Source organism: Serratia sp. DD3 (assembly GCF_000496755.2).
Genome location: NZ_AYKS02000123.1, coordinates 66,879 through 91,678, shown reverse-complemented (window position 1 = coordinate 91,678; position 24,800 = coordinate 66,879). Strand labels below are relative to the sequence as shown.

At 49.7% G+C, this 24,800-nt stretch carries 23 protein-coding genes; 8 read left to right on the top strand and 15 right to left on the bottom strand.

Annotated elements, in window-relative coordinates:
• The first annotated feature begins 1 nt into the window (after position 1).
• Positions 2-1,099 (top strand): glycosyltransferase family 9 protein, encoded by a 1,098-nt coding sequence (locus tag IO95_RS22845; protein WP_037384828.1) that lies wholly within the window; start codon positions 2-4, stop codon positions 1,097-1,099.
• Between the two features lie 7 nt (positions 1,100-1,106).
• Here IO95_RS22845 and IO95_RS22840 read toward each other — a convergent pair whose 3' ends face one another.
• The 6 genes from IO95_RS22840 to rfaD are packed head-to-tail and all read right to left on the bottom strand — an operon-like array spanning position 1,107 to position 7,491.
• Entirely contained in the window at positions 1,107-2,105 is a 999-nt protein-coding gene (locus tag IO95_RS22840; protein ID WP_037384826.1) for a glycosyltransferase family 2 protein, read from the bottom strand.
• Positions 2,102-3,334 (bottom strand): O-antigen ligase, encoded by a 1,233-nt coding sequence (locus IO95_RS22835; protein WP_037384823.1) that lies wholly within the window; start codon positions 3,332-3,334, stop codon positions 2,102-2,104. The genes IO95_RS22840 and IO95_RS22835 overlap by 4 nt, the downstream gene beginning before the upstream one ends.
• A 21-nt stretch (positions 3,335-3,355) precedes the next feature.
• A complete protein-coding gene (locus tag IO95_RS22830) occupies positions 3,356-4,525 on the bottom strand; it encodes a glycosyltransferase (RefSeq protein WP_037384821.1) in 1,170 nt (389 codons plus the stop codon).
• Entirely contained in the window at positions 4,525-5,487 is a 963-nt protein-coding gene (rfaC, locus tag IO95_RS22825; RefSeq protein WP_023488970.1) for a lipopolysaccharide heptosyltransferase RfaC, read from the bottom strand. The genes IO95_RS22830 and rfaC overlap by 1 nt, the downstream gene beginning before the upstream one ends.
• A gap of 2 nt (positions 5,488-5,489) precedes the next feature.
• A complete protein-coding gene (rfaF, locus tag IO95_RS22820; protein ID WP_023488971.1) occupies positions 5,490-6,536 on the bottom strand; it encodes an ADP-heptose--LPS heptosyltransferase RfaF in 1,047 nt (348 codons plus the stop codon).
• 22 nt (positions 6,537-6,558) lie between these two features.
• Positions 6,559-7,491 carry an ADP-glyceromanno-heptose 6-epimerase gene (rfaD, locus tag IO95_RS22815; protein ID WP_037384818.1) on the bottom strand — a complete coding sequence of 311 codons (933 nt, stop codon included), beginning with the start codon at positions 7,489-7,491 and terminating at the stop codon, positions 6,559-6,561.
• Between the two features lie 239 nt (positions 7,492-7,730).
• Between rfaD and IO95_RS22810 the strand changes: the two genes are divergently transcribed.
• Both IO95_RS22810 and tdh read left to right on the top strand, forming a co-directional pair.
• A complete protein-coding gene (locus IO95_RS22810) occupies positions 7,731-8,927 on the top strand; it encodes a glycine C-acetyltransferase (RefSeq protein WP_023490542.1) in 1,197 nt (398 codons plus the stop codon).
• A 9-nt stretch (positions 8,928-8,936) separates the two neighbouring features.
• Positions 8,937-9,962, top strand: a complete 1,026-nt coding sequence (tdh, locus tag IO95_RS22805; RefSeq protein ID WP_023490541.1) for an L-threonine 3-dehydrogenase — start codon at positions 8,937-8,939, stop codon at positions 9,960-9,962.
• A 33-nt stretch (positions 9,963-9,995) separates the two neighbouring features.
• On the opposite strand, the gene IO95_RS22800 is transcribed toward tdh, so the two are convergent.
• The 3 genes from IO95_RS22800 to gpmM form a co-directional block, all read right to left on the bottom strand.
• Positions 9,996-10,931 carry a divergent polysaccharide deacetylase family protein gene (locus IO95_RS22800; protein WP_023490540.1) on the bottom strand — a complete coding sequence of 312 codons (936 nt, stop codon included), beginning with the start codon at positions 10,929-10,931 and terminating at the stop codon, positions 9,996-9,998.
• A 155-nt stretch (positions 10,932-11,086) separates the two neighbouring features.
• Entirely contained in the window at positions 11,087-12,418 is a 1,332-nt protein-coding gene (envC, locus tag IO95_RS22795; RefSeq protein ID WP_023490539.1) for a murein hydrolase activator EnvC, read from the bottom strand.
• Positions 12,419-12,427: 9 nt separating this feature from the next.
• Positions 12,428-13,972, bottom strand: a complete 1,545-nt coding sequence (gpmM, locus tag IO95_RS22790; RefSeq protein ID WP_023490538.1) for a 2,3-bisphosphoglycerate-independent phosphoglycerate mutase — start codon at positions 13,970-13,972, stop codon at positions 12,428-12,430.
• Positions 13,973-14,328: 356 nt separating this feature from the next.
• Here gpmM and IO95_RS22785 point away from each other — a divergent pair, with 356 nt between their 5' ends.
• The 4 genes from IO95_RS22785 to cysE all read left to right on the top strand — a co-directional run bounded on the left by IO95_RS22785 (position 14,329) and on the right by cysE (position 17,267).
• Complete coding sequence (locus IO95_RS22785) at positions 14,329-14,763, top strand: rhodanese-like domain-containing protein (protein WP_023490537.1); 435 nt, start codon at positions 14,329-14,331, stop codon at positions 14,761-14,763.
• A gap of 112 nt (positions 14,764-14,875) precedes the next feature.
• On the top strand, positions 14,876-15,358 hold the full coding sequence (gene secB / locus IO95_RS22780) for a protein-export chaperone SecB (protein WP_037384815.1): 483 nt from the start codon (positions 14,876-14,878) through the stop codon (positions 15,356-15,358).
• Complete coding sequence (gene gpsA / locus IO95_RS22775) at positions 15,358-16,377, top strand: NAD(P)H-dependent glycerol-3-phosphate dehydrogenase (protein ID WP_023491250.1); 1,020 nt, start codon at positions 15,358-15,360, stop codon at positions 16,375-16,377. The genes secB and gpsA overlap by 1 nt, the downstream gene beginning before the upstream one ends.
• 68 nt (positions 16,378-16,445) lie before the next feature.
• Complete coding sequence (cysE, locus tag IO95_RS22770) at positions 16,446-17,267, top strand: serine O-acetyltransferase (protein ID WP_023491251.1); 822 nt, start codon at positions 16,446-16,448, stop codon at positions 17,265-17,267.
• A 254-nt stretch (positions 17,268-17,521) separates the two neighbouring features.
• Here the strand turns inward: cysE and trmL are convergent, their stop codons facing one another.
• Genes trmL through cpxR form a run of 3 tightly spaced genes read right to left on the bottom strand, consistent with a single transcriptional unit; the run spans position 17,522 to position 20,118 of the window.
• The gene (gene trmL, locus IO95_RS22765) at positions 17,522-17,995 is read right to left on the bottom strand and encodes a tRNA (uridine(34)/cytosine(34)/5-carboxymethylaminomethyluridine(34)-2'-O)-methyltransferase TrmL (RefSeq protein WP_023491252.1); all 474 of its coding nucleotides are present in this window, start codon (positions 17,993-17,995) and stop codon (positions 17,522-17,524) included.
• A 57-nt stretch (positions 17,996-18,052) separates the two neighbouring features.
• Entirely contained in the window at positions 18,053-19,423 is a 1,371-nt protein-coding gene (gene cpxA / locus IO95_RS22760) for an envelope stress sensor histidine kinase CpxA (RefSeq protein ID WP_023491253.1), read from the bottom strand.
• Positions 19,420-20,118: an envelope stress response regulator transcription factor CpxR gene (gene cpxR / locus IO95_RS22755; RefSeq protein WP_023491254.1), complete on the bottom strand. Its 699-nt coding sequence runs from the start codon at positions 20,116-20,118 to the stop codon at positions 19,420-19,422. The genes cpxA and cpxR overlap by 4 nt, the downstream gene beginning before the upstream one ends.
• Before the next feature lie 148 nt (positions 20,119-20,266).
• Between cpxR and cpxP the strand changes: the two genes are divergently transcribed.
• Positions 20,267-20,728: a cell-envelope stress modulator CpxP gene (cpxP, locus tag IO95_RS22750; RefSeq protein WP_023491255.1), complete on the top strand. Its 462-nt coding sequence runs from the start codon at positions 20,267-20,269 to the stop codon at positions 20,726-20,728.
• Positions 20,729-20,852: 124 nt separating this feature from the next.
• Here cpxP and IO95_RS22745 read toward each other — a convergent pair whose 3' ends face one another.
• From IO95_RS22745 to IO95_RS22735, 3 genes are all read right to left on the bottom strand, one after another.
• Positions 20,853-21,683: an alpha/beta hydrolase gene (locus IO95_RS22745; RefSeq protein ID WP_037384812.1), complete on the bottom strand. Its 831-nt coding sequence runs from the start codon at positions 21,681-21,683 to the stop codon at positions 20,853-20,855.
• A gap of 287 nt (positions 21,684-21,970) precedes the next feature.
• The gene (locus IO95_RS22740; protein WP_023492350.1) at positions 21,971-23,689 is read right to left on the bottom strand and encodes a putative 2-aminoethylphosphonate ABC transporter permease subunit; all 1,719 of its coding nucleotides are present in this window, start codon (positions 23,687-23,689) and stop codon (positions 21,971-21,973) included.
• Positions 23,686-24,750, bottom strand: coding sequence for a putative 2-aminoethylphosphonate ABC transporter ATP-binding protein (locus IO95_RS22735; protein WP_023492348.1), 1,065 nt, complete (start codon positions 24,748-24,750; stop codon positions 23,686-23,688). Before IO95_RS22735 ends, IO95_RS22740 begins: the two co-directional genes overlap by 4 nt.
• Positions 24,751-24,800 lie beyond the last annotated feature (50 nt).

Sequence of the window (24,800 nt, the reverse complement as noted above, 5' to 3'; positions counted from 1 at the left end):
CATGTCGAAAAAGTGGAAAATCAAGGCTGCTGATTGGTTCTTGCGACGTTATACCGCGAAGTATGGTCGTTTCCAGGATAAAGCGACCTTTGACAGCAAAATGCAGTTCGAGAATATCGTTATTTATTCCACGACAGCTTTAGGGGATTTCATGTTCAATACCCCGGTGTTGAGAGCGATGCGTGAACGTTATCCTGCCGCACATATCACACTGGTAGTACATGAAAAAAATAGCGAGTTAGTAGAAAATGGTCGCTATTATGATCGGGTGATTTACTGGAACAGTAAAATAAAGACCATCGGCCCTCTGTTGAAATCATTGCGGCAACATCAGCCGGACCTGGCTCTGATCCTGCATTCACACCTACCTTATGACGTTATCAGTGCCATTATGGCCGGTGCAAAATATGTCATCAGAGATAACTATAGTTCAGGGATATGTGGGTTGGAACCTTGGTTGACCAACTATGTATTTCATTATTATGGGCACTTTATCCGCCGAAAACTGGAGTTGATTTCCATTTTAGGGTGTCGTTGTGACGATCCGACTATGGAAATTCCTGTCCCCTATAAGCCAGGCATTAGAAACATCGAATTTTGCTCAATTGGATTTCAACTTGGGGCTTCTACAGAGTCTCGTTGTTGGCCGGTTGGTCACTTTGCCAAGTTGGCGGATATGTTGGCTGTCCAATATCAAAATGTGCGCTTTGTGTTGATTGGTGCAGGGCAAAAAGATGAAAAGAAAGCACAAGAGTTCCTGCAGCTTATTCATCCTGATACTCGGACTTGTGTTGATAATAAGATAGGTAAGACTGGGCTACAGGGAACGTTGACATTAATTGATAGCCTCGATCTACTGGTATCTGGGGACACGGGGCCTTTGCATTTGGCGATTGCATTGAAAACCAAGACGATAAGTTTATTTGTGACGGCTGATCCTCGGTCTACCGGACCAATTCAGGATGTAGAGTTGCACCGAATTATTCATCTTTCTCGAACGGGTTATACCATGCCATTGGAGGTTGATGGACCGGTGGGGGTTATTCAGCCACAGCGTGTTTATGATGAGATTGTGGCTCATATGTCTTTGAACTCTTGATAAGAAGCTAGAAACGTCTTGGTATGATGGTGCGTAGCCACCAACGCATTTTCGATAGAAAAGTATCCACTCGTGCATAACGCATTTGGCGGACTTTTTTTCCCGGGACGTCACTATCTTGGCATATCATGGCCGCCTGACGAAGAGTATTTAGGGTCTCTGGTTCATAGTGATAATAGCCGTAAACTATTTTTGACATGGACTTCACCTCGGAGAAACAGTTGGCGAGCATCAATGCAGCCAATTGTCGTAGCGGTTCATCACCTTGGTGTTGTGCCACAAATTGCAGCATTTTTTTCATCGCAAACAGCATGTCTTCAATATCTTTAGCCTTGATATTGCGGGTGATCCCTTGGTTATTATCGCGATATAGATAGAGCGCATGGTCAATATGGGCAATTTTTCGGGTTTTGAAATATTGGAAAGGTGTGAAGATAACATCTTCATAGCGCCGCCCATTTTCAAAAGTATCTCCTGCTAGCAATGTACGCCGATAAACCCGACTCCAAAGATGCCACATCGAGTTGGCAAATAGCGGTTTTAGACAATCCAGCCCTTGATGTTGAAAGTCGTACACGATGTGTTTGACCTGCTGATTTGTGGGTAAAACAGAGGGAGAAACGGTGAATTTCTGATAGTTGAAATCAATCAAATCCTCGTGGTCTTCGAGCAGTAATGGGTATAAAACTGCCAGATAATCAGTACATAGCATGTCATCTCCGTCCAGAAAAGTGACATAGCGCCCACCGGCATTTTGTAACCCGACGTTGCGGGCATTGGCAATACCACCGTTTGTCTGAGAAATAAATTTTACTAAGGGATGTTGTTTTTTTAGTAGAAACTCGTTGACCAATACAAAGGATGAATCTGTCGAGCCATCATCAATAATTACTACTTCAATATCATCACGAATTTGATCAAATAATGACCCCAAACTATCGATGATAAAATCCTCATTATTGTAGAATGGAACAATAATACTAAGCAGAGGTGATGTCAGGTTCATGCTGTTGGCTCCCGACTTTTTTTCACGGAAAGTACACTGGCAATAATCGCTAGACAGAATATAACGGTGCCTTCCTTACTGAAGAAAACGACATCGCTGAGTCCGTAAGCAAATAGACTGAAACTTATTCCTAGCAGTAATGCATTGCGGTGAGGTCTCAGCGACGAGACAAACAGACCAATATAGAGTGCCAGTAAACATAGCGCCCCCCAGAGACCTTTAAGAGAAAAGGTTTCCAGTAATTCGTTATGTAGATGGACATTGATATAGGGCATGGCTCCATATAGCTGGGGCTCTTGCGCGACAATGGTACGGATTTTTTCGCCACGTAACTCTGCGGATTGGCCCCATAGTGCATCTGATCCAGCATGTATAGCCACGACCTGCATACTTAGCCTGGAAATAATTGAATTCTCCACTTTGGGTTGGTCAATCCTTTGTATGTCGGTTTTAAAATCACTAATACGTTTTTCTATCTGTGTTTTGAAGACAACACCACTCACTAGCAGTAATAAAGGGATTGAGATTACCAACTGGATTTTGCGTTTTCTAGATATTAACTCTGTTGTTGCTAGTAGCGATAAGATGGACGCAAGAGGATAGACCAACATGGCAGCTCTTGTTCCGGTTAGGATGATACTGGAGAACGTGAGCAAGAAAGCCAAAACATATAAAATCAGGCGGTAACGAGTTTGTAACATCAGAATGGCTTGCATCATGACCAGACTGATGGCGGTCATAATATAGGCAACGACAGTGGCGCGATCAAAGTTGAGTTCAATACGTGGAATATTTAATATCAATCCCTGATAAAGTGCGTAGCCATTGACAGCCAAACCGCAACTTAAAGCCACGACAATAAATGCACGCTGCATACAAAGGCGTTCATTCAGTGCGAACAGTAAAAGAAATGCGGTAGCTATTTGTAACTTTCCGGTTGATAAGTATGAGCGGTAAATATTGATATAGTCACCTGGTTGCTTAAAATCGCTCATCCAGAGAATGGATCCTATCCCTACGCAGAAAAAAAGCATAGGTAAAATTAGGTTCATCTTGTTTCTGAAGAAGTACTTTGCGTGCAGGAAAATAACAATCAATGAGAGGTAACTGGAGATATAAAAAAAATCACGCCCAATGTTGGAACCGAAAGGAATGGTAAAAAAAGCAACAGCACACCCTAAATAAATAAGATAGCTAAATGCTGGATGGGGGGCCTTTTCTGTCAGCATGGTTCTGTTTTTCCAACTAGGTTAATTCTGGGTGGCCAAGGATAGTAGAGTCTGGTCAAAATCAGTCTTGAACATTGCATAATTGAAATGTGTCATTGGGTAATTACGGGCATTTTTGCTGAGAAATTGGTAAGTATCTGTCACCAACAGTTTCTCCACAGCATCTGCGCAATCGATATGTGACAATAATTTTGGCTTAACGAGTGAATCACTGAGTGGATCGTAAACATCATGCGGGAAATCAACTTTTATGCCGGTTAGATGTTGATGCTGTTCAATAGTGATAGACGGTGTTAGCCCAATACCACAATAACCATCCTTCACTGCCTCTGGTTGACCATCGATTAGTGGGAATATTACAGGCACACCAAAATAGAGTGATTCCATACAGGACAAACCGAACGGTTCGGTAATCGGTGTACTCATATAAATATCGATACGGTTAAAGAAGTCTGCGACATTATCTTGAAAACCGCTGAATATGACGTGATCACCGAGTTGTAGCCGTTCAGCCAGAGCTTCAAAGGCTGCTCTGTCTAGACCTTTGCCTGCAATTTCTAAAGAAACATGATGTCCACGACGCAATAACTCTTGCATCATCAGCAGGGAAACGCTGATTCCTTTAAGACTTACTAGTCGAGAAGCAGTACCGATCTTGACTGGTTGCGATAGTAACTTGGGGGTATCGTTAAGCCCTGTTGGCGTTTTGATACGGTTGATTACTACTGGGTTTGGGCAGGGTAAATTAAAACGTAATTCCATCACGCGTTTCGACGCATGGGATGCAGAAATAACACCATCCAGCATAGCGAAGAAACCCAGAGTCTTATGATTTTTGGGATAACGCCAGGAGCAGCCATGATCGTAATAAATCAATTTGCCGCGTTTAGGTTTTGCTGCTAGACCGGGAATCAGATCCCATACGATGATCACATCGGCATTGGCCCTTTCTATTTTTCTTGTTAGCAGGTATTTTCGTAAAAATTGCGGGCAGCGCAGCGAGAGTGAATTGATTAATCGATTGGCAAACGTCACGGCCTGGTTTGGCATCTGTTGGCGAATTTCTTTAGCGACCTCACTGCTGATGCAAATTACTTCGTTACTGTTATCAGTGGTATCGTTGATATACTGCAAAAACAGGCGTTCAACACCACCCATTTTCCCTAAATTAATAATATGCAGTTTCTTCATTAGATGGCCTTTTGTAGTTCTGTCCGGACAGCGTTAGCGGTGATTTCTAGCATATTTTTTCTCGGCGCAATCAATGAATTCTGATTCAACCCATACCCCCCAATCAACCCCGGGTCTGTTGGACCATACAGGGTGATATTCGGGCGGTCCAGGGCGGCAGCCAGATGACTCAGCCCGGTATCGACTGAAACCACCGCTTTAGCGCCTGCCAACACGGCGGCTACCTGCTCAAGAGTCAGCTTGGGTAACACTTCAACATGCCCAAACCCGTCTGCCAAGCGTAAAGCTCGCTGGTGTTCATGCTCGGCCCCCCAGGGGAGCTTGATCTTTAACCCGCTAGGGGCAAGTAATTCAATCAGTTGACGCCAATGCTGCTCTGGCCAATGTTTTTCATCACGCGTGGTTGCGTGCAGGAAAACCAGATATTTCCCGCCATCTGCAAGGGGATGGCTAAGAAAACGCGCGGCAATGGCGTAATCCCCGGTATTATGCGGTTTTTCATAACCCAAGCTTTTGGCAAATAGTTCGCGTATACGTTCTACTGCGTGTTGCTGTTTATCCACAGGATGACGATGCTGATAAAAGCAACTGGCTAGTGGTTCCCGTGCGCTGTGCCAATCCAGACCATGTTTGCTGCCGCGAGCAAGGCGCGTCACCAACGCAGCGCTCTTAATTAACCCCTGCGCATCAATGACAATATCATACTGGCGTTGTTGTACCTGCTGTTTGAAATCGTTGCGCTGCTGCCGGGTCTCTTTAGCAAACCAATTTTTACGCCAACGGCGAAGTGCCACCGGGATCACGCGGTCCACCGCCGGGTGCCAACTGGGGATTTGGCTGAATCCTTCCTCCACCACCCAATCGAAACCAATACCAGGGATAGCCTGCACGGCATCGGTCAGTGCAGGCAGGGTATGAAGTACATCCCCCATTGAGGAGGTTTTAACGATCAGTACCTGCATGGTTATTCCTCGCTGGCGGCAAGTAGTGGCATCAGCGTGTCTAACACCTGCTGGGGCTGTATGTCGATCAGGCTTTGGTGATAACCCTGATCAGCATCGCCTTTACGGATTTTGTGATACCCATCAATCAAACGGATCACCCTGGCCTGCTGAGATAACGGAGGAGTGAAGTCCGGGCTACTTGGGCCATACAGTGCGATGAGTGGTTTATTCAGGGCCGCGGCAATATGCATCAAACCGGAATCATTGCTGACAACTGCCTGGCAGGAAGCCAGCAGCACGACGGCTTGTTCGAGCTGTGTTTTCCCGGCCAGATTAAGGCAGAAATCACGGCTGTTTTCTTCCAGTGCGGCACGGATCTGTTCCCCCGCTTCACTGTCTTTGGCCGAACCAAACAGGACAATTTGATAACCTTGATTGATCAGCGCTTGTGCCAAGGTGGCGTAATGATAGTGCGGCCAACGCTTGGCTGGGCCAAACTCGGCACCTGGGCAAAAACCGATAATCGGCCGCTGCTCGGTGAGGTTAAATGCCGCTGTGGTTTCGGCGATTTCCCCGGCGCTGACCTGCAATTGTGGGCAGAGTAGCGGCTGGGGCAGATCTTCCGCCCGGTGTATACGTTGTTTATCGTAAGCCAAGGCGACATAGCGCTGCACCATCAAGGGGAACGCCGCTTTATCCAACACACGCAGGTCATTGAGTAAACCGTAACGCATCTCACCGCGCCAACCGATACGCAAAGGTACCTTGGCAAAGAAGGGAACCAGGGCAGATTTGAACGAGTTGGGTAGCACATAGGCACGCTGATAACCCTGCGAGCGCAGAGCATGACCAAGACGACGGCGCTCACCCAGCCCCAGGGCGCCATGGCCCAGTGGCATGGCTAATGCCTGATTCACTTCTGGCATACGAGCCAGCAGAGGACGGCACCAGGCAGGGGCCATCACGTCGATTTCTGCTGAGGGATACTCGGCCTTCAAGGTGCGATAGAGGCTTTGCGACATCATCATATCGCCAACCCACGAAGGGCCGATAACCAGAATTTTCATACCGTAAATTCGTTCCTTCAGCTTAAGCGGTACGATCCAACCAGGCCATGTACTCTTTAACGCCTTCGGCGACGGTTTTGAATGGTGCGCTATAACCGGCTGCGCGCAATTTGGTTTGATCCGCTTGCGTGTAGGCCTGATAGCGGCCTTTCAGTTTTTCCGGGAACTCAATATATTCCACGGCACCTGATTGATGATAATCCACCACGGCATCCGCCACCGCCTGGAAGGTTTCCGCCCGGCCAGTACCGCAGTTAAAAATACCGGATACGCCGTTTTGCCAGAACCACAGATTCACTGCCGCCACGTCGCCGACATAAATAAAGTCACGCTTGAAGTTTTCACTACCGGCGAACAATTTGGGGTTTTCACCGCGCTGGATCTGGTTGTTCAGGTGGAATGCCACACTGGCCATACTGCCTTTGTGCCCTTCACGGGGGCCATACACATTAAAATAACGGAAAGCGCATACCTGCGAATCCGCCTCTGGCAAGATTTCACGCACGTATTGGTCGAACAGGAATTTTGAGTAACCGTAGACATTCAGCGGCTGCTCATACTGCCGTTCTTCAATAAAGTTATCGGTGCGACCACCGTAAGTGGCAGCAGAAGAGGCATACAGGAAGGGGATTTGGCGGTCCAGACAGAAATGCAGGAGATCCTTGGAATACTGATAGTTGTTATCCATCATGTATTTGCCATCCCACTCGGTGGTGGAAGAGCAGGCACCTTGGTGGAAAACAGCCTCGATATCACCCAGATCGTCACCCGCCATAATGCTGACGAGAAACTCTTCTTTATCCATATAGTCAGCGATATCAAGGTCTACCAGGTTGACGAATTTGGTGCCATCTTTTAGGTTGTCGACGACCAGAATGTCACGATATCCTTGATCATTCAGTGCCTTAATGATGTTGCTGCCAATCATGCCAGCGCCGCCAGTGACGATAATCATTGGGTTTACCCCTATATTCTGTTTGGTGATGCACCATGCTCACTCTGATATGCCGCCTATAATAGCATTTCATTGCATCAGGAGCATCGGCGGTATGGTTAATATCCTATTCGCTTAATTGACGCTGCCATTTGCCGTGATATCTGCTGCAATTTTAATTTTCTCTGTCGTGTATTGTCGTCAGCTTAGTTATAAATCAGTAAAATATCCCAAAATATCCCTATTTTGGAGATGACTAAATGTCCGCATCCTTTTATCAGCAGTTAGAACAACAACTTGCTACCACTCGTGCCGAAGGGCTATTCAAGGAAGAACGTATCATCACTTCCGCCCAGCAGGCAGATATCGCCGTTGCCGATGGCCGCCATGTTATCAATTTTTGTGCCAATAACTATCTTGGGCTAGCTAACCACCCGGCATTGATCGCTGCTGCCAAGGCGGGCATGGATAGCCATGGTTTTGGTATGGCTTCAGTACGTTTTATCTGTGGTACGCAAGATAGCCATAAACAATTGGAGCAGAAACTGGCGGGTTTCCTGGGGATGGAAGATGCCATCCTCTACTCCTCCTGTTTTGATGCCAATGGCGGTTTGTTTGAAACCTTGCTTGGCCCGGAAGATGCCATTATTTCTGATGCCTTGAATCATGCTTCCATCATCGATGGCGTGCGTTTGTGCAAGGCTAAACGCTACCGCTATGCCAATAACGATATGAATCAATTAGCGGAGCAACTCAAGCAGGCCAAGGCGGATGGTGCGCGTCACATCATGATCGCCACCGACGGTGTGTTCTCGATGGATGGGGTGATTGCCAATCTGAAAGGGGTGTGTGACCTGGCAGATCAATACAACGCACTGGTGATGGTGGATGATTCCCACGCGGTGGGTTTTGTCGGTGCCCATGGGCGCGGGACACATGAATACTGCGAAGTGATGGGCCGGGTTGATATTATTACCGGCACCTTGGGTAAGGCGTTGGGTGGTGCTTCCGGTGGCTATACCGCAGGGAAAAAAGAGGTGGTGGAGTGGTTACGCCAGCGCTCACGCCCTTATCTGTTCTCCAATTCGCTGGCCCCGGCGATTGTGGCTGCGTCGATCAAAGTGCTGGAGCTATTGGAACAAGGGGATGCACTGCGTGAACGCTTGTGGAGTAATGCCCGGCTGTTCCGTGAAAAAATGACCGCTGCCGGTTTTACGCTTGCCGGGGCTGACCATGCGATTATTCCGGTGATGCTAGGTGAGGCCAAATTGGCGCAGGATTTTGCCAACGCTTTGCTGAAAGAAGGTATCTACGTCACCGGTTTCTTCTATCCGGTGGTACCACAAGGCCAGGCACGTATCCGTACCCAGATGTCTGCTGATCACACACCAGAGCAGATCGAACATGCGGTTGAGGCATTTATCCGTATCGGTAAGACACTGGGTGTTATTGCATAAGGTACTTCTATGAAAGCATTATCAAAACTAAAAGCGGAACCCGGTATTTGGATGACTGATGTGCCTCAGCCAGAGCTGGGTCACAATGATGTGATGATTAAAATCCGCAAAACGGCCATCTGCGGTACTGATGTTCATATCTACAAGTGGGATGAATGGTCGCAGAAAACCATCCCGGTACCCATGGTGGTTGGCCATGAGTATGTGGGGGAAGTGGTGGCTATTGGCCAAGAGGTCAAAGGATTCAATATCGGGGATCGTGTTTCTGGTGAAGGGCACATTACCTGTGGGCATTGCCGTAACTGCCGGGGTGGCCGTACTCATCTGTGTCGTAACACCACCGGAGTGGGGGTTAATCGCCCTGGTGCTTTTGCTGAATATCTGGTGATCCCAGCGTTTAATGCCTTCAAAATTCCGGATAATATTTCCGATGAGCTGGCCGCTATTTTTGACCCCTTCGGCAATGCTGTACACACCGCTCTCTCTTTCGATCTGGTGGGTGAGGATGTGCTGGTCTCCGGTGCTGGCCCAATTGGCATTATGGCTGCTGCGGTATGTAAGCATGTCGGCGCTCGTCATGTGGTGATTACCGACGTCAATGAGTATCGTCTCGACCTGGCGCGCAAAATGGGTGTCACCCGTGCGGTGAACGTGGCTAAAGAGGACCTGACGGCGGTGATGGCCGAGTTGGGCATGACGGAGGGCTTTGATGTGGGGCTCGAGATGTCCGGCGCACCACCGGCATTCCGTTCGTTACTCAATGCGATGAATCATGGTGGGCGCATTGCGCTACTGGGGATCCCACCTTCGGATATGTCTATCGATTGGAATCAAGTCATTTTCAAAGGGCTGTTTATCAAAGGGATTTATGGCCGTGAAATGTTTGAAACCTGGTACAAGATGGCGGCATTGATTCAATCAGGTCTTGATCTGACACCGATTATCACCCACCGTTTCTCGATCGACGAGTTTCAGCAGGGGTTTGATGTCATGTGTTCCGGGCAATCCGGGAAAGTCGTCTTGAGCTGGGATTAAGCGGCCAGGAGGAGCCCACGGCGTGCTCCTCCGCTAATCTTGTTGGTTTTGTAGGTTTTGCGTTGAACCGGCCCAGTTCTGCCAATGGCGTTTAATTAATACCACGATGGGTGATTGCGCCACTCCTTCCCCAATCACCTTCAAGGCGTCACCTGTGTTGACCCCCTGTTTCGGCAGCTTAACCTTGCACTGCTTGATGGTGCCGCTAAATGGTGACTTCGGCGTTAGGATGTGTGGTTGCCGTTGCGGTGTATCGCTGCCATGACTTTGCTGTGGTTCATTAAGCAGTGCGCTGGGTTTCACCAGGACGATATCACCGGGCAAGGTCGGCAACATCTGTTGCAGCACTTTTATTGTGGCGGGGCGAGGATGGCCGATGGCGATAGCCGAACCATGACGGCGTGCTACATCAACGGCCCGATTAAACTGCTGGCGGATATCATTCGGGTTGGCGCTATCATCAAGGAACACCTTGCGTTTGATCACCGTTATCCCGGTGCCCGTGGCAGCGCGTGTGGCCTGACTATTTCCAATGGTCATGCTGTCCAGAAAATAGAGCTGGTAGCCGGCCAGCGCCTGCATCACCTTTTGCATCCCCGGTAGGCTGGAGGTCATGGCGCTGCCCATATGGTTATTTATCCCTACCGCATAGGGCACATTATTGACGGCATCACGAATAATGCGCTGAACCTCTTCACTGCTCATGGAGGGTTGCAGCGTATCACGCTCTAGCGACTGTTTGCTGAGCGGAGCCATGGGTATATGGATGAGTATTTCGCGGCCCTGATTGTGCGCTTGGGTGGCGATTTGGTGGGCATGAGGGGAATTAGGCAGGATGGCCACAGAAATGGCTACCGGCATTTGCAGTATGGCATGGTCTTCACGTGGCAGATAACCCATATCATCGATTACAATCGACAACTTTCCTGCCTGCACAGTGCTAGCGAGCAGTAGCGCCCCCAGCAACATGGCGATACCTGTTTTGGTATATACACAAAATAATTCGAGTTGCTTGTAGGCATGGCAGCGATGGAATCCCCAGGAGCATAGAAAACTATGTGACTGGGGTGATTGAGCGCAGCTAACACCCAAGAAACTTGAAGTATAACGGGTATAGTACAAAGCTACCTTCCTAACCATGGCACCGGGTTGACCGCTCGGCCTTGGCGACGAATTTCAAAGTACAGCGACGGTGTACCCTGCCCACCACTGGTACCCACCAAGGCAATGGGTTGGCCAGCACGCACTTGTGCATCGACGTTAACCAACGCACTCTGATTGTAACCGTACAGACTCATATCACCCTGGCCGTGGTCAACGACGATCACCAGGCCGTAACCTTGCAGCCAGTCAGCCAGCAGAACCCGGCCATCGGCAATGGCTTTTACTTCGCTGCCTTCTCGAGCTTCGATCACAATCCCTTTCCAGCGTAACTCACCCTGCAGTTGTTCGCCAAAATTATGTTGGACGCGACCTCGCACTGGCCACATCGCTTGCCCAGATGGCTGACCCAAACCGCCGGTTCGTGCCATCAATGAACGTTCGCTTTCACTGGGTTTATAGCTGGTGCCGGTTTTTTTCGCCTGCTGTTCTTTGACCTTCACTTGTTCACGTACTTTAGTCGCTTCACGCGCTTCCCGTTCGGCGCGGGCTCTAGCTTCACGTTCTGCCCGGGCGATTTGGTCACGTAGACGGGTTTCGTTCTGGCGTAATTCCACTAGCCGCTGTTGATCTTTTTCCAACGAGGCTTCTAATGACACCAAGGTTTTTTTACGTGCACTGCGCGCCTGCTCCAACTTTTGTTGCTGGCTTTGCTGTTCGTTAAGTAGAGATTTTTGTTGACCTTGTTTAGCCACCAGCGAACGTTTCTGTTCCGCCAATTGACGGCGAGTCTGCTTGAGTTGTTCTATGGATTGCTGGCGTGCTTCATTGAGGTAACCGAAATAGGCGAGAATACGTTCGCTACGTTGGCTTTCTTCACCACTGAGAATAAGCTGCAATGCGCCATGCTGCCCTTGTCGAAACGCTGCATCAAGTTGCTTGGCGAGGATTTCTTGCTGGGTGGCTTGTTGTTTTTCCAGTTTGGCGATTGAGGTATTAAGGCCAGAAATATCTTTGCCCAGTACCGTGAGTGTTCCCTGGGTACCATGTAACGCGCGGCTAGCTTGTGCGATGCTTTTTTCTTGCTGCTTGAGCTGATCCTGCAAGGAACTGCGTTTCTGCTGCTGCCGTTTAACTGCCTGCTCTTTTTCTGCGATGCTCTGCTGGATGTCTTTGAGTTGGGAGTTGTTATCTTCTGCACTGTGGCTGGTTAATGGCCACAACAATGCGCCAGCAAAAAAAACACTGGCGCAGAGGGTAGCAAACGACCACCCAGCATATTCAGGCCGTGATAGCTTGCCTGAATATGCGTTTGGCGTTGCCTTTGATAATACAAAAGTGGCCTTCTCCTTCATGGAGAAGGATTATTCCACGATGAACAGCGGCTTACCAGTCATCTCTTGCGGGATTTCCATTCCCATCAATGACAGCATGGTGGGGGCGATATCTGACAGTTTGCCACCTTCTACTGCTTTGGCCGCTTTACCCACATAAATCAACGGTACCGGCAAGCTGGTGTGTGCGGTGTGCGCCTGACCAGTTGCGGGATCGCGCATTTGTTCTGCGTTGCCATGATCGGCGGTGATCAACAGTTGGCCATCAACGGCTTTCACGGCATCAACCACCTGCGCGATGCAGTTATCCAGAGTTTCTACCGCCTTGACAGCGGCTTCGTAAATGCCGGTATGACCTACCATGTCGCCATTCGGGTAGTTACAGATAATGGTGTCATATTTACCGCTGTTGATCGCAGCCAGCAGTTCTTTGGTGAGTTCTGCTGAACTCATTTCTGGTTGCAGATCGTAGGTGGCGACTTTGGGCGAGTTGATCAGCAGACGATCTTCACCTTTAAATGGCTCTTCGACACCGCCGTTATAGAAGAAGGTGACATGAGCGTATTTTTCGGTTTCGGAGATGCGTAGCTGGGTTTTATTGTGTTTCATCAGCCACTCACCGAAGGTATTGGTCAGTGACTCTGGCGGGTAGGCACTGGCCGTCTGAATATCGGCTGCGTACTCGGTCAACATCACGAAATCACAGAATTTGACCACTTTGCTCCGTGGGAAACCATCGAAATCGGCATTCACAAAGGCACGGGTGATTTGACGCGCACGGTCAGCACGGAAGTTCATAAAGATAAGTGCATCACCATCATTCATGGCGGCAGAGGCTTCACCTGCGGCCTGAATCACGGTGGGTTTGACGAATTCGTCGTTCTCATCACGAGCGTAAGCCGCTTGCAGTGCGCTGACTGCGTTATCTGCAGTATATTCGCCCTTTGCCTGAGTCATTAGATCATAGGCCAATTGCACCCGATCCCAACGGTTATCACGGTCCATGGCATAGTAACGGCCCACCACCGATGCGATGCGACCACAACCCAGTTGGGTAAATTGGTCATTGAAACGTTTCAGTGTATTTTCAGCACTGCGCGGTGGTGTATCACGACCATCCAGGAAGGCATGCAGGTAAACCGCTTTGGCTCCCCGTTGTGCTGCCAGTTGGACCATGGCCAGAATATGGTCTTCATGGCTATGTACGCCTCCTGGGGACATCAAACCCATAATATGGACCGCTTTACCCGCTTTTACTGCGTTATCGACAGCGTTGGTCAGTATTGAGTTGGTGAAGAAATCACCCTCTTTAATCTCTTTGTCCAGACGGGTCAGATCCTGATACACGATACGCCCGGCCCCCAAGTTAACGTGGCCCACTTCCGAGTTACCCATCTGGCCATCGGGTAAGCCGACATCCAGGCCTGAAGCGGCAATCAGGGTATGTGGCTGTTGCTGCCACAGTTGATCCATCACGGGTGTGTTGGCATTCAGGATCGCATTATCCTGTTGCTCTTCCCGGTAGCCGTAACCGTCCAGGATCACCAGTACCATGGGCTTTTTCGTGCTCGACATTGCAATAACCTCTTTTATGATCGCTATACGTGTCATCTTTCAAGTAGCTATTAACGGCTTGTCACTTGAAGGATGATAGGTATACAAGTTGTGAATAGCCATCAGCCCACAGGAGTGATGGCTATTCACTCTCCCAAACCGGGTAATTCTACAACGTAGCTGGCTAAAAAGAACCCAGAGAGATCAAATATGCACTTAACGATGGTGCATTTCTGGCTCTCATCAGGGTATTTTTCCAATTTACTCCGCAGTTTCTGCATTCCGGTCTTGCTTATTGGCTGTATTTGCCGCATTCGGCAGGTATACTCTGAAGCCTTGACTTATTTTCCCTTAACTGACGGGAGTTGTTACCCCCCATGCTGCAAGAAATTATGCTATTTGTTAGTAGGAACACCATACTGAGCCTGGCTTGGGTCGCTTTACTGATTGCTGTGATCGTCATGACCTTCAAGAGCCGTTTCTCTAAGGTGAAAGAGATCGGTCGAGGTCAGGCTACCCTAATGATTAACAAAGAAGACGCGGTTATTGTCGATATCCGCAGCCGTGATGATTTCCGTAAAGGCCATATCGCCAACGCTATCAACCTGACGGCAAGCGAAATAAAAAGTGGCAGCTTTGGCGAGTTGGAAAAGCACAAAGCTCAACCTGTGATTGTGGTTTGCGCCAATGGTACGACTTCTCGCGCGTCAGCAGAAAACCTGAGCAAAGCCGGGTTTGAAAACGTTTATACTCTGAAAGACGGCATTACGGGCTGGAGTGGTGAAAACCTGCCATTGGCTCGCGGCAAGTAAGTTTTTATTCGCTCTGGCTGACGGGGTATCCCAGTCACAGAGTGTCAATAAAGATAGTTAAACAATAAACATAGTTAAACAATAAACATCGTTAAACAAGGATATTACACACATGTCAGAACAAAATAGCGCAGAGATGGCTTTCCAGATCCAACGTATTTATACCAAAGATATCTCATTCGAAGCACCACAGGCTCCGCAGGTATTCCAGCAAGAGTGGCAACCAGAAGTGAAACTCGATCTGGACACGGCCTCGACTCTGCTGGCAGATGAGGTGTACGAAGTGGTACTGCGTGTTACCGTAACCGCTTCTCTGGGTGAAGAAACTGCTTTCCTGTGTGAAGTTCAACAGGCAGGGATTTTCTCTGTATCTGGTATCGAAGGTACACAGTTGGCACATTGCCTGGGTGCATACTGCCCGAACATTTTGTTCCCTTATGCGCGTGAGTGCATCACCAACCTGGTTTCTCGCGGTACATTCCCACAGTTGAATCTGGCCCCTGTCAATTTTGACGCACTGTTCATGAGCTATTTGCAGCAGCAAGCGGCGGAAACAGCGGGAACGGAAGGTGCTGAACCGCGTCAGGATGCCTGATGAGTAGCGTCAATGCTTCAATGACTGTCATCGGTGCCGGCTCGTACGGCACCGCATTGGCTATTACACTGGCACGTAACGGTTATCCGGTCGTGCTCTGGGGGCATAACCCCGAACAGATCCAAATTATGCAGCGTGATCGCTGCAATCAGGCGTTTCTGCCTGATGTCCCCTTCCCCGATACTTTGTTGCTTGAAACCGATTTGGCTCGTGCGCTGGCCGCCAGCCGAGATGTGCTGGTGGTCGTTCCCAGCCATGTTTTTGGCGATGTACTGCGCCAGTTGAAGCCCCATCTGCGTCAGGATGCTCGTATTGTCTGGGCCACCAAAGGGCTAGAAACCGAAACCGGCCGCCTGCTGCAAGATGTAGCACGGGATGCGCTTGGGCCGGATATCCCACTGGCGGTGCTGTCTGGGCCCACGTTTGCCAAAGAGTTGGCGGCAGGGCTGCCTACGGCTATCGCGCTAGCAGCCACGGACCAACAGTTTGCCGATGACCTGCAGCAATTGTTGCATTGTGGCAAAAGTTTCCGCGTGTACAGTAATCCGGATTTTATCGGCGTGCAGTTAGGGGGCGCGGTTAAAAACGTGATTGCAATTGGTGCCGGGATGTCAGACGGAATTGGTTTTGGTGCTAACGCCCGTACCGCATTGATTACCCGTGGCTTGGCGGAAATGAGCCGCCTGGGTTCAGCATTGGGTGCCGATCCGGCCACTTTTATGGGGATGGCTGGGCTGGGTGATCTGGTATTGACCTGTACTGATAATCAGTCTCGCAACCGGCGTTTCGGTATTATGCTGGGGCAAGGTATGGGAGTAAAGGAAGCCCAAGAGGCAATTGGTCAAGTGGTAGAGGGCTACCGCAATACCAAGGAAGTATTGGCACTGGCGCAGCGTTTTGGGGTGGAAATGCCCATTACTGAGCAGGTTTATCAAGTGCTGTATTGTGATAAAAATGCCCGTGAGGCAGCATTGAGCCTGCTTGGGCGTACCAAGAAAGACGAAAAGCGCAGTGTTTGATCCCCGAGGTATTGCTCGGGTGCTGGAGTGATGGCGAAAGGCTGTTTTTTTGAGGCGGAGAAAAAGGGATGTCGTCAGAAGAGTTAGCACAGGTGTGGAACAATATTAAATCAGAAGCGAGGGCATTGGCTGAATGTGAACCGATGTTGGCCAGCTTTTTTCATGCGACCTTGCTCAAGCATGAAAATCTGGGCAGTGCACTGAGTTATATTCTGGCCAATAAATTGGCTAACCCCATCATGCCAGCGATTGCCGTGCGTGAAGTGGTGGAAGATGCCTACCGTTCTGATGCACAGATGATTGTTTCCGCCGCCCGCGATATTCTGGCGGTACGCTTGCGTGACCCTGCTGTGGATAAATACTCAACGCCATTGCTCTATCTGAAAGGTTTCCATGCCTTGCAGGCTTACCGTATTGGTCATTGGCTATGGAAGCAAGGCCGTCAGGCTTTGGCTATTTATCTGCAAAACCAAATCTCCGTCGCTTTTTGTGTCGATATACACCCGGCCGCCAACATTGGTTGCGGCATTATGCTCGACCATGCCACCGGTATTGTGATCGGTGAAACCGCCGTGGTGGAGAATAACGTCTCTATTCTGCAGTCGGTGACGCTGGGTGGGACAGGCAAAACCGGGGGGGATCGCCATCCGAAAATCCGTGAAGGGGTGATGATTGGCGCGGGGGCTAAAATCCTCGGCAATATTGAAGTGGGCAAAGGGGCAAAAATTGGTGCAGGTTCGGTGGTATTACAGTCGGTTCCGCCACATACCACCGCTGCTGGCGTTCCCGCGCGTATTGTTGGTCGCCCGGAAAGTGATACTCCTTCCATGGATATGGATCAGTACTTCAACGGCGACAATAACGGATTTGAATATGGCGACGGGATCTAGCGCTATACACTAAATAATTCGAGTTGTTGGCAGCGCGGCGCTGCGTTGGCTACGCTCGCTCACCCGAATCACTTACCCATGTAAGCTTATCGGGGTTAATAAACCTCTTCCATGAGGTTCACCCTGCGGACCAGCGCTTGCCGTCTACCTGCAATTTCTTTGAACTTGGGTATATACCCCAGTGAAATCAAGTTGCCGGATAAAAGCACGGTGCACTTTTGAACACCACTCTCGCGTAATATCAACTGTACGCGCTACTCTTTGATTAGTGCACCTGCGTAGTCCAATTGGCGCCAGGCTTCATAAACCACCACCGAGACAGCGTTTGACAGGTTCATACTACGGCTCTGGGCCAGCATGGGGATACGAATTTTCTGTTGTGCAGGTAGCTCATCCAGAATACTGGCGGGCAGGCCGCGGGTTTCTGGGCCAAATAGCAGATAATCCCCAGCCTGGTAGCTGACCGCACTGTGTGCTGGTGTGCCTTTAGTGGTCAGAGCGAATAGCCGCTGGGGGTTTTCGCTGGCGAGGAAAGTCGCATAATCGGCATGGCGCTTGATGCTGACAAACTCATGGTAATCCAGCCCGGCTCGGCGTAGGCGTTTATCATCCCAAGGGAACCCCATCGGCTCGATCAGATGCAGTTGGAAACCGGTATTAGCACACAGACGGATAATATTGCCGGTATTAGGTGGAATTTCGGGTTCAAATAAAACGATATTCAGCATGTCAAAAGCCTCTCACGACGAGGCGAGCAGAATAACAAAATCTTGTAACGCTGGCGATTAACGCTGATGTAATGGCAGCCATAATACCAAGCGTAACCCACCCAACGGACTGTCTTCTGCTTTGATCCAGCCACGATGCTGATTGACGGCGGCTTCCACAATGGCCAAACCGAGACCAGATCCACCGGATTGACGGTCACGGGCTTCATCGGTGCGGTAAAATGGCCGGAAAATCTGTTCGCGCTCTTCCGGGCTGACACCGGGGCCATCATCATCGACCACGATAGTAATGCCCTGATTATCAACACTAAATGCCACGGCGATCTGCGTATGAGAATAACGTAAGGCATTGCGGATAATATTTTCCAATGCACTATCCAGCGCCGCAGGGTTACCATAGAGGGTCCAGGGGCCTGGGGGCGCGGTGACAGCCAGTTGTTTCCCCATCTGTTCGGCTTCAAAACCGGCGTTATCCAGCACCTCGGCCCACAATTGATTGGCTTTCACTAGTTCGCGTGCCAGTTCGCTCTTTTGCTGCCCACGAGATAACTGCAGTAAATCGTTAATCATTGAATCCAGGCGTTGGGCTTCCATTTCAATCCGTGCAAGCTCATGCCCTTCACCGTGGCGGCGACGCATTAACGCGGTTGCCAACTGTAGACGGGTTAATGGGGTGCGCAATTCGTGGGAAATATCAGAAATCAGCCGTTGCTGGGCAGTCATCATTCTTTCGAGCGCGCTCACCATCTGGTTAAAACTGGCGCCGGTGGCCAGGAACTCTTGTGGCCCGGACTCCAGTTCCGGGTGCTGCTTCAGGTTGCCGTGAGCCACATCATCGGCAGCATTTTTCAACTTGCGCGCAGGTTTAGCCAGGCTCCAAGACAACCAGAGCAATAGCGGGGCGCTGATCAGCATGGTGAAAATCAGCATCATTAATGGCCTATCAAACAGCAGATTAATAAAATCTGATTGCGGGCTGTTGGCGGGCCTGATCAAGTACAACTGGTAATTATCTTCACCATCACTAATCGAGAAAGGACCGACTAACTCTACTCGGCCATACTTTTTCTTTTTCGGTTGGTCTGAGTTATCTGATTGACCGATGAAATTGCGCACCACCTGCATCTCATTACGCTGTGCGCCAATCACTCGCCCTTCGCTGGTGACCAGCAGCAGGCGCTGGCCCGGTGGAGCCCATTTCTCGATGGCACGAAACAGCCGCCGCCACCACATCAAGTCATTGGGCGGATCGTTTTGCAGCTCAGCCTCGACGTGCTGCTCCAGCATCACCCCTTGCCGCTGTTCGCTGTCTAGCAATGAGGTCATTTGGCGTGAATCAAGTTTGGGCACCATCAACACCAGCATCAGCACCAACGCTAATGTGAACCAGAAAATAGCGAAGATGCGTGCCGTCAAACTATTAATCATGTAGCAGATACCATCAAATAACCGCGACCACGCAAGGTTTTGAACCAAGGATGACCATCTTTACGGTTCGGCAATTTACGCCGTAAGTTGGAGATGTGCATATCAATCGCGCGATCAAAGGGTGTCAAACGTTTACCCAGCACTTCCTGGCTGAGTAACTCGCGGGAAACCACCTGCCCAAGATGCTTTGCCAGCAAATAGAGTAAGGTAAATTCGGTACCCGTCAGCTCCAACTCATGCCCATCAAAACTGGCTTCTTGGCGACCTGGGTTGAGTTGCAGGCCATCTACATCCAGCGTAGGGGCACCGTTATCCATAGTCTGCTGCTGTTCGTTCCAGTTGGAACGGCGCAGAATAGCCCGGATACGAGCAAGCAGTTCGCGGTCATTAAACGGTTTCGGCAGATAGTCATCCGCCCCCAGTTCCAGGCCAAGAACCCGATCCAGTTCACTACCGCGTGCTGTCAGCATGATCACGGGCGTCTGGTGATTCTGGCGCAGCTCTTTCAAGGTATCGATACCGTTTTTCTTCGGCATCATGATATCGAGCAACAGCAGATCGATGGAGCTGTCTAGCAGCGACAACGCCTGTTCACCGTCGTAAGCGACGACAATGTTAAACCCTTCCATTTCGAGCAGTTCTTTCAGTAGCGAGGTTAACTCGCGGTCGTCGTCAACTAACAGAATTTTATTCATTGTGCTTTACCTCCAAAGGCAAAATACGCTATCAACTGCTGGCATTCCATGACTTTACGTAGTTTTACATGCACTGACGCATGTTTGCAGGTACGGCGATACACTGCTCTTCGTTGATTCGCAAAGTCAGAAAGCGCGAGGAGCTCAAATGTTTAAGGTAGGCGCAGTGGTTATGGCATCAATGCTAGTGATAGGTTCTAGCACTCCTGCTTTTGCTGCACCGAAAACTGACCTGCCTTATGTTGATGACTTTTTACTTGGAACCTCAGGTCAGAATCACATATTTGATGGCGTTGACCTTACTGAACAGCAACGCCAGCAAATGCGCGACTTAATGCGCCAGGGTCATGACGACCCGCCAGGGGTTAATGTAGTAGAAATAGACACCATGTATAAACTGGTGACGGCAAATAAATTTGATGAAGCCGCCGTGCACGACCAGGCGGAAAAAATGGTTCATCAGCAGGTAAAACACCAGGTCGAATTGGCCCGGATACGCAACCAAATGTATAACCTGCTGACACCAGAGCAAAAAAATGTTTTAGACCAGAAACATCAGCAACGTATGCAGCATATTTCTGGTTTACAAGGAACTTCTGCCCAGAAGTAGAGTACGACTGAGTAAACCCTGTTTTTCCTTGCCATAATACCATCCCTATTTTCCCCGTCGTAATGGCGGGGCTTTTTTTATCCGGCGTCAGTCAATATTCCTATTTATTTAATAAAATCATCGGTCAGGCTTTTTCGAACAACGCCTGCAATGAGTTAACCAACAGACCATCCGCGCGTTCAAATTCATACAACTGAGTAAAATGGTCATCGTGACCCACTTCTTGATAGGTGACATCACACCCAATAGCCTTAAGCCCGTCATAGAGCTCTTGAGAATGCCTTATCAGCTCAGGTAACTCCCCACCACCAACATGAACAGCGGTTGGTCCACCTTGGGTGAGTTTATTGATGGGGCTGTATTTCTCTATCTCTTCACCGGTTAATGCTAGTTTCTCATTCAACCAGCATAGGCTGATAGGTTGTAAATCAATCAACGCGCTGATTGGCATGGAATGTGAAATCAGCGGGTGGCTGCGGTGAATAGCGGTTAAATGGCCGCCAGCGGAATGGCCACCAAGACAGACTTTACCTTGGGTAATATTAAATTCAGCACGATGCTGATGGAGGTAATCTAAGAGTAGGCCAATCTCGCTAACTATTTGTGTCATTGATGCATCGGGCGCTAAAGTGTATTCGGCGAGAATAACATTAATCCCTGCATTTAAAATGCCGTTGGCAATAAAGGCAAAATCCTCTTTGTTACAGTTCTGCCAATAGCCGCCGTGGATAAAAATAAAGGTAGGGCACCCTTTTTTGTCGGCAGGGAAGTAGTCGAAGGTGGTTCTTGGGGATGAGTGATAAGGTATGTTTCTTTGTGAGCTCTTTTCTGAATATAATTTTTTGCTTCTGGCCTGAAACTCACCTAGTAGCTCGGCAAAGTTTTTAACGGCTTTAGTATTATTGTATGCAGCATCTAATTGCTCGCGAGTCATTCCTTTGTATACTTCTTTCATCTTAAATATTCCTTATCTATACCCGTCGCCAATCAAGCTGCGAAAATCTTGGCGATGCTCAAACGTTTCTACCGCTGAAGTCGGGTTATTCGGGTTTTGCTAAAAACACGTGCCAAGCCTACCACTGCCGTTTTTTATTGGTTAAGCATAATGTGTGCTTTATTGCGCGTATTACCCGATAAAGGAGGTTAGTTTAGTCTTACCGTTGATGCCTTTCCCGCCGATGCCGCGAGAGGGGAACCTCACTCTCGCGGATCTCTTATCTCTTAACTCTTATCTTTTATCTCTTAACTCTGGCGCCAGCGCTGAGTTCTTTCCAACAGTGCGCGGCTGAGGCCAAGCTGAATAAGCTTAACCGTAGCCGCTGCCAGCAAGATCAACGTTGCCATGGCGGCCGCGGTGGCGGTATCCCCGGAATCCTCCATATTCAGCACCGCAACCGAAGCCAACACCGTGTCGCTGGAGTAGAGGAAGATCACCGCCGAGGTGGTGGTCATGGCGTTAACAAACAAGTAGATGAAGATCTCCAATAAAGCAGGCAGTGAGGCTGGCAGGGTGATCCGCCAGAATGTTTTCCACTGCGAAATACGCAAAGAGATGGCAACCAGCTCCAGCTCTTTCGGTAACTGCTTCAGGCTGGTCAGCGCGGTCATATGGCCCACTGTGTAGTAGTGGATCACACAAGAGAGCACCATCAACGGCAAAGTACCGTATAGAGCACTTAGCAAACTGTCAGCACGGTTAAAAAAGAAGATATAGCCCAACCCCAGCACCAGCCCGGGTACTGCCAGCGAAAGCATGGCAAGCAGGTGGATGAGGTGGCGCAACGGGGCGAAATACTGCCCTTTCTCTTGCACCCAGGCGATGACCATGATGATAACCGTTCCACTGATGGCCGTGAGCGCCCCCAGTTTTAGCGTATTGATAAAGGGTTGCCAGCCATAAACACTATTACTGTTAAAGGCGTAGTGATCTAACGTCAAATTGAGTTTATAAGGCCAGAACTGTACCAGCGATCCATAGATGGCCATCCCCACCAGGGCGAAAAACAGCAGCGCCCACAGGCTGCACCAAAGCAGAGCCAGTAAGTCCCGCAAGCGATGTGGTGCTGGTTGATAGGGAACTGACCGGCTATTACTTTGTTCCTGCATCTTACTGCGCACCCGGTGCTCCAGGGCAAAGCTCAATAGCGCTGGCAGCAAAAGGATGACGCTGGTCACCGCACCCAGTGAAAAGTTTTGCAGCCCGACAACCTGGATATAGATATCCGTCGCCAACACACTAAACTGCCCGCCGATAACTTTCGCCACCCCGAAGTCACAGATAGTGAGCGTGAAAACGGCAATCGCCGCACTGAGCAAACCATAGCGAGCAGCGGGCAACGTCACGGTGAAAAAGGTTCGCCAGGCAGGGCTACCGAGCACCTTGGCCGCCTCGTAAAGGCGTGCATCACTATGACTGAGAGCGGTAATAAGAATCATCAAGGCATGAGGAAAGCACCAAAAACTGAGGCCCATCACGATACCAATGGGGCCATAGATGCTCGCATCACCCAGTAACCCTTTGGCAATCCCCTGGTTACCAAACCAGTAAACCAGACTGATAGCCGGTAACAATGAGGGCATCAGGAGAGGAATAAGAGCAATCAAGCGGAACAGGGATTTCCCGGGCATGCAAGTACGGGTCAGCGCATAGGCATAACCAAAGGCGACAGTGACCACCAATAGCGTAATGCTCAAGCCAAGCGAAAGGGTATTACTGATGGTACGCCCCAGCGATGGGGTGGAAAGATAATGACGGAAGTTGGCAAAGCCGACCCAGCTACCGTCACTGTCTTGCAGGCTTTTTTGCAGCATGGCGAGCACCGGGAACAGCAGCCCACCTGCGAACAAGGCAATCCCCAGTAGCAACAGAATCAACTGTAGGCCCTTATCGCGGCTCCAACTACCCCATAACCGTTGCCAGATTGAATAACGAGGAACGGTGGTAACAAGATGCTGTGTCATGCGGCTTTCCCATAAAAAGGTTGCATAGCACTGGTGGGCCAGTGCAGAGAGCACGCCATGCCACTGCGCCAGTCTTGACCTTCATCGTTAGAGAGTTGTACCAGCAGCCGCTGGGGGCCCATTAGCGTATCGGCCAGGCAGATCAACCGCTGGGCAGAACCGAGAAACTCCACTTGCTCAATCCTGGCTTGTAGCCCTTGCTGCGCTGGTGGGGCCAGGCTGATAGCTTCAGGGCGGATAGCCACCTGCAACGTACTGCCTGCAGCGGCATGATTGGTCAGCGGCAGCGGCTGCTCGTTAAGACGCACCTGCTGAGCATTGAGTACCTGCGTATCGAGAAAGTTCATACTGCCAACAAAGCTGGCAACAAAACGGCTTGCGGGATGGTGGTAGATCTCCTGCGGCGTCCCGACTTGCACAATGGTGCCATGTTCCATCACCACAATGCGGTCTGCCATAGTGAGCGCTTCTTCCTGATCGTGAGTCACCATAATTGTGGTGATCCCCAACCGTTGTTGCAGGGCACGAATTTCACTACGCAGATGAGTACGTACCAGCGCATCGAGGGCACTTAGGGGTTCATCCAGTAGCAATAACCCCGGGGATAAAGCCAAAGCCCTGGCTAAAGCCACTCGCTGTTGTTGGCCACCTGAGATTTGGCTTGGATATTTATTCGACTGCGCACCAAGGCCAATCAAGGCGAGCCAATGCTCCACCCGCTCTTTTACTACCTGACTATCGAGCCCTTGATTTCGCAACCCAAACGCAATGTTCTCCGCCACTGTTAGATTAGGGAACAGGGCATAAGACTGGAATACAATGCCAAAATCCCGTCTCTGCGGAGGGAGCTGTGAAATATCGCACCCCCCTTGCCAGATTTCACCGCTGTCTGGCAGATCAAGCCCGGCGATAGCCCGTAATAAGGTGGTTTTTCCACACCCGGAGGGGCCGAGAAAACAGACAAACTCCCCTTTCTTTACGGTCAGGGAGATATCTTTGAGTGCCTGAAAGGCCTTGAAGTGTTTGTTAAGGTGTTTGATATCCAGATAGGGCTGGGTCATGACAAGGCTCGCGGCTATTTTTGGTCTATACCAATTTAGCGTTGAAATAT